This is a genomic window from Paenibacillus sp. FSL R5-0636 (genome assembly GCF_037974255.1).
Lineage (GTDB): Bacteria > Bacillota > Bacilli > Paenibacillales > Paenibacillaceae > Paenibacillus_AQ > Paenibacillus_AQ odorifer.
Window position 1 is genome coordinate 1,022,411 of record NZ_CP150232.1, and the last position, 16,674, is coordinate 1,039,084.

At 45.4% G+C, this 16,674-nt stretch carries 14 protein-coding genes; 8 read left to right on the forward strand and 6 right to left on the reverse strand.

Translation table 11 applies throughout. The features are described 5' to 3' along the window. Window positions 1-82: 82 nt before the first annotated feature. From MKX34_RS04400 to MKX34_RS04415, 4 genes are all read left to right on the forward strand, one after another. The gene (locus tag MKX34_RS04400; protein WP_036680772.1) at window positions 83-964 is read left to right on the forward strand and encodes a sugar ABC transporter permease; all 882 of its coding nucleotides are present in this window, start codon (window positions 83-85) and stop codon (window positions 962-964) included. After that, entirely contained in the window at window positions 964-1,797 is an 834-nt protein-coding gene (locus MKX34_RS04405) for a carbohydrate ABC transporter permease (protein ID WP_036680774.1), read from the forward strand. The genes MKX34_RS04400 and MKX34_RS04405 overlap by 1 nt, the downstream gene beginning before the upstream one ends. A gap of 61 nt (window positions 1,798-1,858) precedes the next feature. Then, on the forward strand, window positions 1,859-3,160 hold the full coding sequence (locus tag MKX34_RS04410; protein ID WP_094902687.1) for an extracellular solute-binding protein: 1,302 nt from the start codon (window positions 1,859-1,861) through the stop codon (window positions 3,158-3,160). Window positions 3,161-3,298: 138 nt separating this feature from the next. Further along, window positions 3,299-5,290: a beta-galactosidase gene (locus MKX34_RS04415; RefSeq protein ID WP_076296133.1), complete on the forward strand. Its 1,992-nt coding sequence runs from the start codon at window positions 3,299-3,301 to the stop codon at window positions 5,288-5,290. A gap of 897 nt (window positions 5,291-6,187) precedes the next feature. Here MKX34_RS04415 and MKX34_RS04420 read toward each other — a convergent pair. Further along, window positions 6,188-7,021: an AraC family transcriptional regulator gene (locus MKX34_RS04420; protein ID WP_235219448.1), complete on the reverse strand. Its 834-nt coding sequence runs from the start codon at window positions 7,019-7,021 to the stop codon at window positions 6,188-6,190. A 119-nt stretch (window positions 7,022-7,140) separates the two neighbouring features. Between MKX34_RS04420 and MKX34_RS04425 the strand changes: the two genes are divergently transcribed. Next, a complete protein-coding gene (locus MKX34_RS04425; protein ID WP_076274025.1) occupies window positions 7,141-9,171 on the forward strand; it encodes a beta-galactosidase in 2,031 nt (676 codons plus the stop codon). Window positions 9,172-9,271: 100 nt separating this feature from the next. Here MKX34_RS04425 and MKX34_RS04430 read toward each other — a convergent pair whose 3' ends face one another. Beyond that, on the reverse strand, window positions 9,272-9,955 hold the full coding sequence (locus MKX34_RS04430; protein WP_076296134.1) for a hypothetical protein: 684 nt from the start codon (window positions 9,953-9,955) through the stop codon (window positions 9,272-9,274). A 199-nt stretch (window positions 9,956-10,154) separates the two neighbouring features. Between MKX34_RS04430 and MKX34_RS04435 the strand changes: the two genes are divergently transcribed. Continuing rightward, complete coding sequence (locus tag MKX34_RS04435; RefSeq protein WP_038568847.1) at window positions 10,155-10,712, forward strand: DUF1273 domain-containing protein; 558 nt, start codon at window positions 10,155-10,157, stop codon at window positions 10,710-10,712. A 102-nt stretch (window positions 10,713-10,814) separates the two neighbouring features. Continuing rightward, the gene (locus MKX34_RS04440) at window positions 10,815-11,138 is read left to right on the forward strand and encodes a YciI family protein (RefSeq protein ID WP_081383819.1); all 324 of its coding nucleotides are present in this window, start codon (window positions 10,815-10,817) and stop codon (window positions 11,136-11,138) included. A gap of 6 nt (window positions 11,139-11,144) precedes the next feature. Here the strand turns inward: MKX34_RS04440 and MKX34_RS04445 are convergent, their stop codons facing one another. Then, the gene (locus tag MKX34_RS04445; RefSeq protein ID WP_076296135.1) at window positions 11,145-12,602 is read right to left on the reverse strand and encodes an amidase family protein; all 1,458 of its coding nucleotides are present in this window, start codon (window positions 12,600-12,602) and stop codon (window positions 11,145-11,147) included. 170 nt (window positions 12,603-12,772) lie between these two features. Here MKX34_RS04445 and MKX34_RS04450 point away from each other — a divergent pair, with 170 nt between their 5' ends. Beyond that, window positions 12,773-13,900 carry a copper amine oxidase N-terminal domain-containing protein gene (locus MKX34_RS04450; RefSeq protein WP_076296136.1) on the forward strand — a complete coding sequence of 376 codons (1,128 nt, stop codon included), beginning with the start codon at window positions 12,773-12,775 and terminating at the stop codon, window positions 13,898-13,900. 96 nt (window positions 13,901-13,996) lie between these two features. On the opposite strand, the gene MKX34_RS04455 is transcribed toward MKX34_RS04450, so the two are convergent. The 3 genes from MKX34_RS04455 to MKX34_RS04465 form a co-directional block, all read right to left on the reverse strand. Then, window positions 13,997-14,491, reverse strand: coding sequence for a hypothetical protein (locus MKX34_RS04455; protein ID WP_038568853.1), 495 nt, complete (start codon window positions 14,489-14,491; stop codon window positions 13,997-13,999). A 70-nt stretch (window positions 14,492-14,561) separates the two neighbouring features. Then, a complete protein-coding gene (locus MKX34_RS04460) occupies window positions 14,562-15,977 on the reverse strand; it encodes a HAMP domain-containing sensor histidine kinase (protein ID WP_076105403.1) in 1,416 nt (471 codons plus the stop codon). Beyond that, the gene (locus tag MKX34_RS04465) at window positions 15,965-16,648 is read right to left on the reverse strand and encodes a response regulator transcription factor (protein WP_232061150.1); all 684 of its coding nucleotides are present in this window, start codon (window positions 16,646-16,648) and stop codon (window positions 15,965-15,967) included. The genes MKX34_RS04460 and MKX34_RS04465 overlap by 13 nt, the downstream gene beginning before the upstream one ends. Window positions 16,649-16,674 lie beyond the last annotated feature (26 nt).

Genomic DNA, 16,674 nt, shown 5'->3' on the forward strand with positions numbered 1-16,674 from the left:
TGTGAGGTACCCTGAAAAAAACAGATAATATGTGTATAAAGCATAAACAAGTAAGTGAGCAAAAGAAAGGGGGGGGCAATAAATGCGCGGCACTAAGTTGTCCCAGTTAGGTCAACAGCTTTTTTTCGTTGGTCCGGCAGTTTTGTTTTTTACCTTAATAACGATTATTCCATTTTTGATGGGGATGTATTACTCTTTCACAGATTGGAACGGTGTATCCGGTAATGTAAGTTGGGTCGGATTTCAAAACTTTTCCACTATTTTCTCAAATGACCCTGACTTCTGGTCTTCCTTTTGGTTTACGGTAAGATTTACGGTGTTAGGTGTGATTTTGACTAACGTGGTAGGCTTCTTCTTGGCTTATCTGTTAACTAAACCTTTAAAGACACGTAACATGCTTCGGACCATTTTCTTTATGCCGAACGTTATCGGGGGGTTGTTGCTTGGTTTCATCTGGCAATTTATCTTCATCAAAGGGTTCGCCACTATGGGCGACCTGACGGGATGGTCCTTCTTTAATCTTCCTTGGCTCGGTGATGCCACAACAGGATTTTGGGCGATTGTAATGGTCTTTGTTTGGCAGTCTTCCGGTTATCTAATGGTTATCTACATTGCTTCGTTGAGTAACGTATCCAAAGAAGTACTAGAAGCGGCTGATATTGATGGGGCTTCCCGTTGGCAGGTGCTACGCAATATCGTAGTTCCACTAATTATGCCTGCTGTAACTATCGGATTATTCTTGGCCATTTCCTGGTCATTCAAAATGTTTGACCTTAACTTGTCCTTGACGAAGGGCGGACCGTTCAAATCGACAGAATCCGTTGCTATGAATATTTACAATGAAGCCTTCCTGAACAATCGTTACGGGCTGGGTACTGCAAAAGCGCTGCTGTTCTTTGTAATTGTAGCCATCATTACTCTGATTCAGGTCCGTATCACGAAGAGCAAGGAGGTTGAAGCGTAATGAAACCTACAGAAAAAAAGAGATGGAATATTGGCACGGAAGTGATAATGATCCTCCTGGCCCTGCTCTTTCTCTCTCCATTCTATTTCTTGCTCGCAAACTCGGTGAAATCCTTCGGTGAAATTCTGAGTGATGCGGCAAGCTGGCCAAAAGTATTTATGTGGTCGAACTATTCAACCGCTTGGAAATTAGCCCGTTTCGGTGAAGCTTTCCGAAACTCGGTTATTATCACAGTGATCAGTGTTATTCTAATCTCTCTGTTCAGTGCGATGGCATCCTATCGTATGGTTCGGGCGAATACGAAATTCAATCAGTTCTTGCTGCTTATATTTGTAGCGGCAATGGTAGTTCCGTTTCAAACGATCATGATTCCAATTCTGAAGGTCGTAAATGTTATTGGAGTAAACAACTCTTTCCTTGGTTTGATTATCACGAATCTAGGGATCAGTGTTCCGATGGCGATCTTCCTGTTCCACGGCTTTATCAAGTCCGTTCCTCTTGAAATTGAAGAGGCGGCTACAGTAGATGGATGTAATCCTATTACCGTGTTCTTCCGTATTGTGCTTCCTTTGCTGAAGCCAATGGTGATGACAACAATCGTGCTAAACGCACTTGGAATATGGAATGACTATCTGTTGCCATCCTTGATTCTTCAGGCACCAGAGCTTCGGACCATTCCACTGGCGACTTTCTCCTTCTTTGGTCAATACACCAAACAATGGGATATGGCACTTCCGGCTCTCGTAATCGGGGTCGCACCAATTATCATTTTCTACCTGTTTATGCAACGTTACATTGTTGAGGGAATAGCGGCTGGCTCGGTGAAAGGTTAACACCGAGCCCTCCGTTCCAAATATTTTTTAAGCAGTCCACTATTTTAAGGGGGAATATATAATGAAGAAGAAACACTCCGCAGTTGCTCTATCAGCAGTAATGGCAATGAGTTTAGCTCTAACGGCATGTGGTGGTAATAATAACGCTTCTAGTAACTCACAAAATGGAAGCGCTGGCACAAATTCAGGTGAAGTGAAGACCGTAAAGATCTTCCAATTCAAAACTGAAATCGTAGAAGGCCTCAATGAGCTTAAGGTTGAATTCGAAAAAGAATACCCTAACATCAAGCTGGATATCCAAACAGTTGGTGGTGGTGCGGACTACGCAGCAGCATTGAAAACTAAATTCGCTTCCGGCGATGCGCCTGATATTTTCTCCAATGGTGGATATGCAGAAATGGAACTTTGGGGAGACAAGATGGAAGATCTGTCCGACCAACCTTGGGTAAAAGATCTGATTCCTATGGCTGCAGAGCCTATGACTAAAGATGGCAAAGTATACGGTATGGCAATGAACCTTGAGGGTATCGGTATTGTGTATAACAAGGACTTGTTCGCTAAAGCGGGAATCACTGAAACTCCAAAAACATTGTCACAGCTTGAAGAAGCAGCTAAAAAACTGCAAGCTATCGACGTAACTCCTTTTGGTAATGCATATCAGGAATGGTGGCTGCTAGGTAACCAAGGGATCAGCGTAGCCTTTGCACAACAAGATAATGTAGATGAATTCATCAAAGGTTTGAATGAAGGAACTGGTACAATTGTAGGCAATAAAACGTTTGAAGAGTGGAGCAAGTATCTCAAACTGACTTTACAATACGGACAAAAGAATCCTTTGACCACAGATGCTAACACTCACCTGGCAATGTTCGCAAAAGGTGAAACTGCAATGATGCAAGAAGGTAACTGGGCACAAACTCTTGTTGATAACATCACTCCTGATATGAACATTGGTATGTTCCCTATGCCAATCAATGAAGATGCTGAGAAGAATGACAAAATGACTGTAGGTATCCCTGCGAACCTAGTAGTCAACAAAGAATCCGGTTCTAAAGAAGAAGCAAAAACTTTCTTGAACTGGTTGGTAACTTCCGATATGGGTAAAGAGTATATCGTTAAAAAATGGAAATTCATCCCTGCTTTGTCCACAATCGAAGCAACACCTGAAGACATCGGTATGCTTGGAGCAGACGTATGGAACTATGTAAAAGAAAACAAAGTTTATGGCCTGCAATCCTCCAAATTCCCTGATGGTGTAACGCAAGAATTTGCCAGCGTGATCCAACAGTTCATCGCTGACAAGGTTGACGTTAACGGCTGGATGACTGGTATGCAAGCTGCATGGGACAAGCTTAAAAAATAAGTAAAGCACATTTATAGAGAAGATTTAATGGATATTAGTGGTTAACAGAAGCGCTCTCCGTATACCTCATCAATTTGAGACGGGGAGCGCTTTTTTTGGGAAACAGGGCTGAATATCAAGGGATGGGGAGAAGCGCCAATGAAACGATATGATCATGTTCAGATGGGTGTGGACTATTACCCGGAGCATTGGGATGAATCCATGTGGGAACCAGATATCAAGTTGATGAAAGAAACAGGTGTTAAAGCAGTCCGGGTTGCTGAGTTCGCATGGAGTCGACTGGAGCCAACTGAGGGGAATTACCAGTTCGAGTGGCTGGACCGCGCGCTGAACCTTTTTCATCAATATGATCTGCAGGTTGTGATGGGTACGCCAACAGCTACACCGCCAAGATGGTTAACGACGAAATTTCCAGATGTGCTTCCGGTGTTTGCTAATGGAGAGACCTTTCACCCGGGGGTACGTGGACACCGCTGCTATAACAGCACATCACTGCGTGAGTATGGCAGCCGTATTATTCTGCGTCTTGCCGAGCGTTACAGTGAACACCCGGCTGTCATAGGCTGGCAGACTGATAATGAATTTGGCATGTTGGATTGTCATTGTGACGCTTGTAATACTGCTTTTCGAGCATGGGTACAAGCTAAATACGGAACACTGGATGAGGTCAATGCAGAATGGGGAACCGTAGTTTGGAGCGGGGAGTACAGCGATTGGAATGAGCTTACCGTGCCGCTGGGCGGATCACCTCATCAGAATCCATCTTTTCTGCTGGATTTTCAGCGGTTTCAGTGGGATTCGGTGGTAGCGTTTCAGACGGCGCAGATCAATATTTTGCGTATGATTTGTCCAGAGCATTTCATAACCCATAACTTTCACAGCTATCCGCAGCGTCTCGATATGTACGCAGTGGGTGCAGATCTGGATGTGGCTGCGTTTGATTATTATCCGAATACTTCGCCAACCAAACAAGATACGACGCCTTATAGCGGAGCGCTTTCATTGGACGTAACCCGTGGCATTAAACGTCAAAACTTCTGGATTATGGAGCAGCTGAGTGGATCGCCGGGTTGTTGGATGCCGATGTGGCGAACCCCTTATCCAGGACTGATTCGTGCCTATGCATGGCAGGCGATTGCTAGAGGTGCGGATACGGTTGTTCATTTTTGCTGGAGAAGTGCAATTTCAGGAGCAGAACAATTCTGGCACGGGCTGATTGACCACAGCAATGTTCCGGGACGCAGATTAGCGGAGTTCACGCAGCTATGTCATGAGGTTAATAGGCTGAGCGACAAGCTCCAAGGAACGATGCTGAAAAACGAAGTGGCTATCCTCCATTCCCATGAAGAGAAGGCCGCACTGGATATTCAGCCGCAGGCAGAGGGCTTTGATTATTATGAGAACATTAAGCAGATTCACCGGGCGGTAACCAGGCTTGGCATCGGCTGCGATGTTATCGACCTCAGACAACCGCTTGATGGATATAAAGTAGTGATCGCTCCGAATTTATATTTGCTGGATGAGGAGATCGTACGTAATCTGGAGGATTTTGCCCTCGCTGGCGGGACCTTGCTGATCACCAACCGTAGTGGTGTCAAAAATATAAACAACATCGCAGTCATGCAACCGCTGCCCGGGCAGCTGAGCTACTGTACCGGCGTTGAAGTGCTGGAGTATGATCCGATTGGCGCTGAAACACATGCCATCATGGACGCGGAGGGTAACCAATACGAATGTACGCAGTGGTGCGACATTCTCCGGCCGGTAGTGGCCCAGCCGATTGCTTGGTATGGTGATGATTTCTATCGCGGCACACCCGCTGTAACTGTTAATTCCTTCGGTAAAGGTCAGGTTTATTACTTCGGAACTCATGCGGAAGAGAAGTACTGGTCAGTTCTATTAGAGAACCTGACTAAGGAAAAAGGGTTGTTACGCTTTGAAGGATTGCCAAACGGAGTACAAGCCTCCGTGCGGACTGGAAATCAGGGAAGCTTCTTATTCCTGCTTAACCTGAGCCGCGAGTCGGTGATCGTTCCGTTGCCACGAGAATACAGCAGCCTGCTGGATAATAAGATTCGATCGGGAAAGCTCCAGCTCGAGCCGTATGGCGTAGAGGTGCTGGAGATTTGAGTGGTTTTGAGTAAAGAGGTATTGAAGTGGGTTTGGGAGTGTGGCAGGAGAGAGGAAAGTGGAGTGAGGGATGTGTGGAGTAGGGTGAAGTGAAGGTTGGTGAAGATGGAGTGAGGGATGTGTGGAGTAGGGTGAAGTGAGGTTGGTGAAGATGGAGTGAGGGATGTGTGGAGTAGGGTGAAGTGAGGTTGGTGAAGATGGAGCGAGGGATGTGTGGAGTAGGGTGAAGTGAAGGTTGGTAAAGATGAAGTGAGGGATGTGTGGAGTAAGGGAAGAGCGGTGTAGGGGAATGTGTGGAGTAGGAATAGTGAAGTAAGTGGAAGTGTGGAGTAAAAAATGAGTGGAATAGGGTATGCAGAAACTTTAACAGAAGCACAACAGAAAATAGTTGCACTTCGTACACTTATTTGAAGTGTTGGAGTGTTTAATTGGTTTTAGTTGCACTTTGTGCAGCTAAAAATCGGCTTATCCCGCTGCAAGGCCATATTCCGAGAATATAGTTGCACAGAATACACTTATATGGATAATTTCTGCCGTGCAGGCTATTTTAAGTGTACAAAGTGCAATTATTTCGTCTGAATTACTCATACTGAACTGAAGAGAGCTGCACAATGGGCTCCAACATGAGCAGATTTCCACATGAAGTCCATAACATGATCAGATTTCCGCATGGACTCCAACATGATCAGATTTCCACATAGACTCCTATCATGTACAGATCTACACGATCCAGCACAGAGGTGCCGCACACTCGCAGCCAAATGAACCCAGCCAACGTACCGTACCGCACTTCACCGTACCGCCCATTTCTACACAATAGTAGCGCATACCATACTCTTACTACGTTCTAGCCGCATATTCCCAGCGAGCAATTTTTCCACAGTGGGCGGGACATTTTTAATGCAGGCGTCTAAATTGCTCCGGCGTAGTCCCGGATTGCTTGCGAAATGTGGCTACATAATGGCTGACATCGCGGAAGCCGACTAGCTGGGAGATAGCTTTTACCGTAAGATCGGGTTGGCTTACGAGCATTTCTTTGCTTTTGCGGATGCGTAAACGTACGAAGTAGGCATAAGGCGAGAGTCCGAAAGTTTGGACGAATAGGTTGTTAAGATAGCGCCCAGATACCCCTAGTTCATCGGCTAGATCGTTCAGTCCGAGATCAGGATCGCCATAATGGCTGTCCATCCATTTTAGCAGTGGCTGCAGCTTATCTACATTGCGGGAAATCGCCGTATTGTTATGAAGCTGGCCATATTTACTCAAAGTAAGCAAAAAACGATAAGCATCTGTGGAGGCGCCGAGACCAAACATATCCTGGTAGGCATCATGACGATCCAGCATTTCCTTCAGCAGATTGGGGAGAGGCGCTTCATTTTCCCAACGGTAAAAAGAATTACTATTCATCCCAAGCGTCTCCAAAATAGATTGTGCCGAATCGCCACCGAACGTTAGATAATAGGTACCCCAGTTTTTAGTGGAGGCCTCATAACGATGGGGTGTATAGGGGAGTAGTAATACGCCGCTGCCTACGGGCAAGGAAAAGGTTTTATTGTCAAAATGGATAATCCCTTCACCTTCTGAGGTCTGAAGCCAATGATACGTGTCATAGCCATCGGGGCGGGATACTTTTTCCTGATCATGATTGTGCCCCATACTGTCTAAAGTGATTGGCAAGTGCTGTCCACCTTCATGGACGAATACGATCCTGCGATGCATGATTTCGGACAATGCTATCCTCTCCTGTTAGTTCTATATTCTTATATGTATGAGATATTATTTTATATTTAAAGGGCAACCTTAACCATTTACAATAGATATATAATTATACTATAAAGGGTGTGCGAAGTGTGATTAACGATAAATTACCTAAAATTTGGTACGGTGGAGATTACAATCCGGAGCAATGGGATGCGCCTGTATGGGCTGAGGATGAACGGATGTTCAAGCTGGCGGGAATTGATGTTGCCACAATTAATGTGTTTTCCTGGGCTTTAATTCAACCTTCCGAAGATACTTATGATTTCTCCTCATTGGATGAATTAATGGATAGACTATATAAAAATGGAACTTATGTATGTCTAGCTACAGGAACAGGAGCGCATCCAGCTTGGATGGCTCACCGATATCCTGAAGTGACACGTGTCGATGTCCAGGGCAGAAAACGTAAGTTCGGTGGACGTCATAACTCCAATCCGAACAGTTCAGTTTACCGCAAGTATGCAGCGAAGCTGGCTGGTAAGCTGGCAGAACGCTACAAAGATCATCCGGCACTGGTAGCTTGGCATATTTCTAATGAATATGGTGGCTATGATTATTCCGAACAGTCCGCTGCTGCCTTCCGTGTCTGGTTGAAGGAGCGTTATGGTTCGCTGGATGCTTTGAACAAGGCTTGGAATACACGCTTTTGGGGACATACGTTTTATGATTGGGAAGAAATTGTGGTGCCAAATGAGCTGAGTGAAGAATGGAACGGTAACCGTACTAACTTCCAAGGGATCTCGTTGGACTATCGCCGTTTTATGTCTTATAGCTTGCTCGAATGTTACAAAATCGAATATGAAGCGATCAAAGAACACAGCACCAACGTACCAGTTACAACGAACCTGATGGGCTTTTATCCGGAGCTGGATTATTTTGAGTGGGCCAAGCATATGGATGTAATTTCTTGGGACAACTATCCTTCACTGGATACACCGGTCAGCTTTACAGCAATGACACATGATCTTATGCGTGGATTAAAAAATGGCCAACCGTTCATGTTGATGGAGCAAACACCGAGCCAGCAGAACTGGCAACCTTACAACTCTTTGAAACGTCCAGGCGTTATGCGCCTATGGAGTTACCAGGCTGTAGCGCGTGGTGCAGATACTGTGTTGTTCTTCCAGCTGCGTCGTTCGATAGGGGCTTGTGAAAAGTATCATGGAGCGGTAATTGAGCATGTGGGTCATGAACACACACGGGTATTCCGTGAATGTGCTGAGCTGGGCAAAGAGCTGGAGCAGCTTGGAGATCAATTACTGGATGCGCGCAGTGCGGCTAAAGTAGGGATCATCTACGATTGGGAAAATCGTTGGGCACTTGATCTATCAAGCGGTCCGTCGGTTGCCTTGGATTACGTGAATGAAGTTCACAAATATTATGATGCGCTGTATCAGCAAAATATCGAAGCCGACATGATCGGGGTCGAAGAGAACCTGTCCAAGTATGAAATTGTTATCGCACCTGTAATGTACATGGTCAAGCCAGGTTTTGCAGAGAAGGTTGAAGCCTTTGTAAAAGCGGGCGGCACATTCATTACGACTTATTTCAGCGGTATTGTTAATGAGAACGACCTTGTAACGGTTGGAGGTTATCCAGGCGAATTGCGTAAGGTGCTTGGAATTTGGGCAGAGGAAATCGATGCATTACTGCCAGGTATGAGCAATGAGCTCGTGCTGGATAAAACGTGGGGTAGCTTGAGTGGTTCTTATAAATGTGATCTGCTCTGCGATCTGATCCATGCCGAAGGGGCAGAAGTTTTGGCAGAGTACGGTTCTGATTTCTATAAAGGAATGCCTGCACTGACTGTGAATAAATTTGGCGAAGGTAAAGCTTATTATGTGGCGACTAGCCCAGAAGCTGGATTCCTGCAAGGTTTCCTAGCGAATCTGTGTGCCGAAAAGAACATTCAGCCGCTGGTAACTGCACCGGAAGGTATCGAATCTGTTCAACGTGTGAAGGATGGCGTATCTTTTCTGTTCTTGCTGAACCACACCGCTGGTGATTTAAGCGCCGATATTGGGGCGGCTGAGCGTACTGATCTACTGACAGGTAATGTAATTAGCGGTTCAGCTGTTGTGCCGGGTCGCGGAGTATTGATTTTGTCGGATAAAAAATAGTTGAGTCTCGTCTAACCTATATAAATTTGAAATCCCCACTACAAAACGCTTTTATGAAGCTGATCGTAGGTGGGGATTTTTTCTGTTATCTTTTGGTGTTTCAGTCGCTGCTCATTTTGCCTTCAGCCGTACCCATTGGGTTTCCGCTGCTTAAAGTAATGCTCTCCGCCAAAGTGGAATCGGATTTCAACGTATATTGGATAATGTCATCAGCTTTCAGGTCAGCTAAGCTGATCGTGTTCTCCTGACGCGTGCCATTGTCGGAGGTCACCGTTACAATTTTGGTATCAGCATCAATTGTAATATCTGTGGTTTCCTCGGAGAAGGTTTGCTGCATCCCACCACCCTGTGGTCCACCATCTTGTCCACCGCCGTCAGGGCCACCTCCTTCCGGCATTCCCCCCTCTGGAGGTGTACCGTTTTCTGAGCCTTGATCACCTTCGGGTCTTTCCGGTGGAGTACCGGCCTGACCATTTTGCATATCGGCTCTAGCCGTACCTCCCGTGCCTTGTACGGGCGGGGAAGGCATTTCTGACGTATAGATTGTAATTGTGTTGTCGCTGATACTCTTAATCTTGCCGAAATTCATGGACATGTCGGGTCTGCCGTTTTGTTGATTGTCGTTTCCTTGAGATTGCTGTGCCTCAGTGTTATCTGCGGGTGCCGTGTCCGCTTGGTTATTGGCAACTGCTGTTCCTTCGGCCTCCGAATTCGTGCTGCAGCCAGCCAATAGTAGAGAAGCGAGTAGACTTCCTGAGATCATAATCGGGATTAATTTCTTCATTTATTTTCTCTCCTTAATAGTTTTAGATTGATTAGGAGAAATATATCAGACGGTTCTGAAAGGTTGCTTAAGATCAGCTGAAAGTTTGCCTAAAGAAATAGATCAAGGAAATGCTATATAATAATCATATAAGTGGGATAAAACTCTACAAAGGTAAGTCATGGTAAGACATAACCAACGTTCAGGAAAGAGGCAGTACATGAAGAATTTACTCGTAACAGGCTACCGTGCGCATGAGCTCGGTATTTTTGACAATAAACATCCGGGAATTCCTTATATCAAAAAGGCGCTGTCTAACAGATTAAAACCGCTAATTGAAGAAGGCGTCGAATGGATTATTACCCCTGGCCAGTATGGTGTCGATCTTTGGGCTTGTGAGGTGGTAAGTGAACTCAAGACTCAATATCCTGAATTGAAATTAGGGATCATTACGGCGCATACTGGACAGGAAGAGAAGTGGAAGGAAGAGAAGCAGGAGGAATACCGACGTATTATTGCGGGTGCGGACTTTTGCAGGGCGGTCAGTAATGCCCCTTATGACGGCAGCTGGCAGTTCAGGGCCAGAGATGACTTGTTGTTCCGCAAAAGTGACGGGATATTGCTCTTTTATGATGAGGATGCGGCGGAAGGCAGCCCGAAGTTTTTTAAAGAACGCGCGCTGAAGCTGCATGCAGAGGGGGACTACGAGCTGTTTCTTATTCATTCTGATGAGATTCAAAATATTGCCGATGAAGAAAATCAGCGAGATTATGAATAAAGCTACGAACGAAGACATCGCGAAATAAAAAAGCCCGAATCGGCATTGGGAAATCACCGTTACGGGCTTTAGTTTCTATTTGAACGAGAGGTGGAGAATAGGATGAGTGAGGTCAATCAAGCAGATATTTGTTATGTTATTTTGCTAAACCCGACGAATCAAGACCGTAGAGACATGGAGATTATTCGTGGTCATGTTAAGCATTTACAAGAGCTGGACCGCAAAGGACAATTAGTGCTGTGTGGTCCCTTTAGTGATTGTCCTGGCGGCTTGGTTATTGTAAGAGCGAACTCACGCGAAGAAGCCGTTCTCCTTGCCGAAAAAGATCCTTACGTGCTGTCTGGCATTCGTAGCTATGAAGTGCGTACATGGAGTCTTTCCCATGAGGGAAACAGGCATTTAGGTATTGTTCCACTCCAGGAATAGGCTTAATCAAATGAAGCTTTTTAGCGAAGGCGCTTTTCGCACCTTGTAATGCTGCTCATAGGCATAGGCTAGCTTGATAAGCGTGGGCTCCTGATAAGCTTTTGCTGAGAAGGTTACACCAAAGGGAGCACCGGCCGACGTGTACCCAGAAGGAACGACGAGGGACGGATATCCTGCTCTGGAAGTAATTCTGGCGCCAAAATCGGCAGGGAACAGCAGGGCATCCAGATTGTATTCTTTCATAGTGGCATCGATGCCTTCTTCCTTGCACAGCTTCAGGTCAGTCGCACGATGGCGTAAATATTGAGCTTCGCTTTGTGTGCCGGAGGAGGTATATTCCGCATCTATTAACGTAGCTTGACCAAATCTCAAAGTCTCCACAGGGTGTGCATGATTAAAATCAATAATATCCTTCAAGGTTCGCATAGGTGCTCCGGGGCCCAAATGAGATAAATAAGCATTCAGTGCTGTTTTGAATTCGTTTAATACCACCGAAGAGTAACTAATTTCGCGGGCGGTTTTAATATCCGCGGGATCAATGATGGTTGCTCCAAGCTCTCTCATCCTGTTGACGGAAGCGTTGAACAAGGCAAGCTGCTCATCTGTTAGCTCCTCAAAATAATAATCACGTGGTATCCCAATTCTAGCTCCCTGCAAACCATTCGGATCAAGGAATACAGTATAATCCCCGTGGACTTTACCTGTATTTGTTCCCATCGCTGCATCGTGCTGATCCTTGCCCAGCATGGCGTTTAGTAGCAACACGGCATCCTGAACGGTTCTAGCCATAGGCCCTGCGGTGTCTTGTGTATTGGAGAGCGGCAGGATTCCTGAACGGCTGAGCAGCCCCACGGTTGGCTTAATGCCGATGATGGAGCCCAAATTACCGGGATTAAGAATCGATCCTGAAGTTTCTGTGCCAACAGAGACCGTACAGAAATTACAAGCGACAGCTACTGCTGAACCAGCACTAGAGCCGCCGGTTGGCGTAGAAATATTGTAGGGGTTAAGGACTTGCCCGCCGCGGGAGCTGTAACCGGAGGGCATGCCGTTCGTCATAAAATTGGCGAATTCGGTCATATTGGCTTTACCCATAATAATGGCTCCGGCTTCACGCAGTTTGGTAACTATAAACGCATCTTCCCCGGCAAAAGAATTCGCCAAAGCCAGCGAACCCGCACTTGTATGCATTTTGTCCCCAGTATTGATGTTATCTTTCAATAACACAGGTATCCCGTGCAGGGGTCCTCGAGGGCCTTTAATTGCCCGTTCCACATCCAGAGATTCTGCGATAAACAACGCATCAGGATTAATCTCCAGTACAGAGTTAATCGTCAGGCCGTTTTTGTCGTGATCAGCAATACGTTCATAATACATGAGAACTAGTTGTTTTGACGTAATTTCTCCGGCTTCTAATGCAGCTTGGATGTCCGGTATGGTGGCCTCTACGATTTCAAAACTCATATGCGTTCACGCTTCTTTCCCTCTAGGATATGGCTTCTCCTTCATCTAACCATAATTTGGGTGTTGTTGGTAGTTTTCTTTTTAGACTTACATTTTGATTGGCCATTTGATATATTCAGGTGTGCATTGTAATTTTTTTATTTTTCTAGATTAGGAGCTAAATTAAGAACATGAAAAACCACAACTTTGCTTCAAAAATTATCACTTTTTTTGTGGTGATGATAAGTTTTGCTGTTTTATTTTCAAGTCAAGCCTTTGCGGACGACAGTGATCTCAAATGTTATTTGGACGGTAAGCAATTACATTTTAATGTAAGTCCTATCCTGAAAGATGGAGTTACATATGTACCCATGCGGTCGATATTTGAAGCTTTAGGCGCAACTATAAAATGGGATAATCATGCGAAGTCGGTCTCAGCGGTTAAAGGGGATATTAACATTTTTTATCTGGTCAAAGAAGGAAGAGTAATTGTAAACGCCAAAGAGAATGAGCATGTCTTAAAGGGTATCAATTTTCAAAATAATACACTCGTCCCTCTAAGATTTATTAGCGAAGTGTTGGGTAGTAGTGTCACTTGGGATGAAGGTGCAAAATCTATTTACATAACCTCACCAGTTGCCGAGGAGAAGCTTATTGCTCCGGTTAACAGAACAATTTCAGTAGGAAGTCAAGAACAATCAAAATCGTTATCAGATGAGAGAAACAGGTTTGTTATAAACGTAAAGCACTACGGAATTAAAAATAATCAGTTGTATAGCTTGCTCGAATTTTCTAACATGGATAATAAATACATCTCAATAAATTTTAAGTCTGGTGATCAAAAAATCATAAAGACGTTCTCAAAGGAAAAGGACCCCATGCCGACTCTGAAAATTGAAAACTGTACGGAAGTAACCCATAAAGTAGTTATCGATAATATTGGCGGGAATATATATAAAATCCCGGAATTTTCAGTTAATCAGGCATGTGTCAGTTCCAACCAATCCCAACAAGATGCGCTTGATGTATGGCGGAACAACAATTCCGGCCTCTCGGAATTAGGCAGTAACCTCGTGTCTGTCCGTAAATATATTCAAGATCAGACGGGTGGGCTGCAAAACTTTGTGATCCCAGCCAATAAAGCTGAACAGCTGATCTTGGTCGCCCCAGTTGGAGGGAAGGATAGGTTGGTTGTGGAGGGCAGTTATTTTGTAGGAGGTCTATCAAATAAGACTATAGAATTCCAACTAGATTATGAAGTGGTTTCCGAGCTCGATTTGGGTATTTATAGTTACATATATACGGAACCTGTATATTAAGGATCGTTTTATTAGAAAAGAGGTGTCCGAACGGCCAAAATAAATGGCTGCTCAGACACCTCTTTTATTGTTAGTGTGTAGATTAAAGTCTGACAATTACTCCTGTGCTGCTGTAAACCCCTCTTCCGCTAAATATTCTTTAGCTTCCTCAAGCGTTTCAAACGCCATCTCCAGATTGAGGTCGGCATAGACATACCATAAATCATCCTCAAGCTTTAGGGTTAGGGTATGGCCCTCATCATTAGTCCAGAGTGTATCGGCAGTTGCCGCAGCCTTTTTCTTTCTTTTGCTGGCTACAGGAGCATCAGGAATGTAAATAGACAGTGAGGTGATGGAGGCATCCAGCAAACTCCGCAGCTCGGATTCCGAGTAGTCGCGAATATTCACGAAGCCCTTATCGTCTGTCTCGTAGCCCCGCAGTAAGCCTGCGAACACATAGCCATTACCATTTGGATGCAGGTGAAAAGCAACGGTTTTCTTATCATGCTGGCTTTCCTCGTAGTGATAGTTCACGCGCCCAAGGGATACATTTTTGCGTTCCAGCTGGGGGTAAGAGTCGAGAATCGCTAATTTTTGTTCAAAAGTAAGCATATACAGCCTCCGGTTTTCGGTGTGATTGTGCACATGATTATACCATGTCGATGGATCGTAGACTATTTTTTTAGTCATCAAGCGGCAGAGACAGCACGAAGGTGCAGCCTTTGTCTGAGTGCTCCTCAAGCACGAGGCTTCCGTTCATAGATTCGGCCAACAGACGGCTGAAGGTTAGGCCGAGTCCTAGACCACGCAGTGTGCTCTGCTTGTCGCTGCCCCGGAAGAAGGCTTCGAAGACATGCTCACTATGATTGGATGAGATGCCAAGCCCATTATCTTGAACACGGATTTCGGCAAAGCCATGACCTTGCTGCTCCAGCAGTTCTATCGTAAGCTGCACCCTTCGATCAGGAGCTTTGGCTTGTACGCTGTTATTAAGTAGATTGACGATAATCTGCTGGATACGAAGGGAGTCCCCACGCAAAAACAAGGGATTGATCGGCATATGGAGCACGGGTTCAGCAACTTCTTCCGCCTGTGTCAGCTTCCATTGATATACGATTTCGGATATCAGGGGTACGGCATCCAGTCGGTCGTGACGAACGGAAACTATTCCTGCAGTCAGGGCATTGTAATCCAGAAGGTCGGCTACCATTCGCTGCAACCTCCCAGCCTCCAGCAGGGCAATATCCAGAAATTCCACAGCTTCATCACCTTCAACGACCCCTTCGCGGACGGCATGCACCAGGCCTTTAATAGAAGTTACGGGTGTTTTCAACTCATGGGAGACTCCTGCCAGCATTACGGCTCGAGACTGCTCAAATTGCTGTAACTTGCCTGCCATCTCTTCAAAAGATATCATCAGCTCATGAATTTCCCGCTCTTTAGCATCCTTATCTAGAACGATATCATAACGGCCATGGCTGATTTGAGCCGCTGCCTCGACTACCTTCTGAATGGGTTTTGCCAGTTTACGAGATAAAAGGTAAATGGTTAGCCAACTTAAGATGATTAGAAACAGCAGCAGTATGGAGAAAAATATGATCTCCTCCTGTGGAATATGCCGCAGTGATTTTTTGGATTGCAGGACAATAACCTGTCCCAGTGTTTTGTCATTCGAATTTATGGGAGCCACAGCAGCTTTAAACTCCGGACTGCGGGAGTCGTTCAGGCTATCATTAAGCTTATATCTCATTTCCTTGTCAGTTAGAGGTGGCAGGGAGAATAGCATTTGACCTTGTTGATCGGTAATGATCACGCACATCTCTATGGTTAACTTGAAAAACCGTTTCCGGTCTTCGATCAGCTTTTCGAGATTTTGGCTGATTTCAATGGAGCCTTCCATATTTAAGCTGCGATCTGCAATTTCCTGTGCCAAAAGCCCCGCAGTCTGCAGACGATTGCTCATAGCCTCCTGACGGATCCACCATAATGTAGCTAAAGCTGTGAGGAGCAGGCCTACACTAATAATGAGCAGATAACGTATCGTCCAGTAAGAAAGGATAGAGGTGCGTTTGGCGTTGTTTCTCTTTAAGTTGTCCATAATTGATATCCCGTCCCCCTTAGGGTACGGATTTCCCCCTCACTAGTAGGCCAGTGCGACAACGCTTGGCGTAGTCTTTTGATCGACAAATCTACCGCCCGGTCGCTTCCTTCATAATCCATTTCCCATACAAATTCTATTAATTGCTCACGCGTACAAATCTGATTAGGCCTTTCAGCGAGAAATAACAGCACTGACATATCCCGAGGACTAAGACTCAGCTCAGCCCCATTCAAAAAGACAGCACGTGCTGTGAAGTCGATAAACAAACTGCCATAATGCCGTTTACGGCTGCCATCTGACCACTGCGAGGGACGGCGTAAGACAGCGTTCACACGTGCCACCACTTCCTCGGGAATAAAAGGTTTAGACATATAATCATCCGCACCACCGTCGAGGCCGGCTAGCCGGTCATTGATCCCATCTCTTGCCGTCAGCATGATCACAGGGCAGCTGCTTTTTTCACGGATGAGCTTAAGCAGTTCAAATCCGTCCATGTTTGGCAGCATGATGTCTAGTAATACTAATGAAGGAGGGGATATAGCAAAAGACTCCAGCGCAGCGCGTCCATCGGCTACACGGGTGACTTGAAAGCCTGCTTTTTTCAGATAAGCACTGAGGACCCTAGAGATGGCTTCTTCATCTTCTACAACAAGAATGGATTTCGTCAAATTGGAGTACCTCCAGTCCATAAAAT

Bases quoted from the DNA above. Each gene is read 5' to 3' on its own strand.
- MKX34_RS04405 (WP_036680774.1), top strand. From the start codon at position 964: ATGAAACCTACAGAAAAAAAGAGATGGAATATTGGCACGGAAGTGATA.
- MKX34_RS04400 (WP_036680772.1), top strand. From the start codon at position 83: ATGCGCGGCACTAAGTTGTCCCAGTTAGGTCAACAGCTTTTTTTCGTT.
- MKX34_RS04455 (WP_038568853.1), bottom strand. From the start codon at position 14,491: ATGCTTACTTTTGAACAAAAATTAGCGATTCTCGACTCTTACCCCCAG.
- MKX34_RS04450 (WP_076296136.1), top strand. From the start codon at position 12,773: ATGAAAAACCACAACTTTGCTTCAAAAATTATCACTTTTTTTGTGGTG.
- MKX34_RS04460 (WP_076105403.1), bottom strand. From the start codon at position 15,977: ATGGACAACTTAAAGAGAAACAACGCCAAACGCACCTCTATCCTTTCT.
- MKX34_RS04410 (WP_094902687.1), top strand. From the start codon at position 1,859: ATGAAGAAGAAACACTCCGCAGTTGCTCTATCAGCAGTAATGGCAATG.
- MKX34_RS04435 (WP_038568847.1), top strand. From the start codon at position 10,155: ATGAAGAATTTACTCGTAACAGGCTACCGTGCGCATGAGCTCGGTATT.
- MKX34_RS04430 (WP_076296134.1), bottom strand. From the start codon at position 9,955: ATGAAGAAATTAATCCCGATTATGATCTCAGGAAGTCTACTCGCTTCT.
- MKX34_RS04445 (WP_076296135.1), bottom strand. From the start codon at position 12,602: ATGAGTTTTGAAATCGTAGAGGCCACCATACCGGACATCCAAGCTGCA.
- MKX34_RS04440 (WP_081383819.1), top strand. From the start codon at position 10,815: ATGAGTGAGGTCAATCAAGCAGATATTTGTTATGTTATTTTGCTAAAC.
- MKX34_RS04415 (WP_076296133.1), top strand. From the start codon at position 3,299: ATGAAACGATATGATCATGTTCAGATGGGTGTGGACTATTACCCGGAG.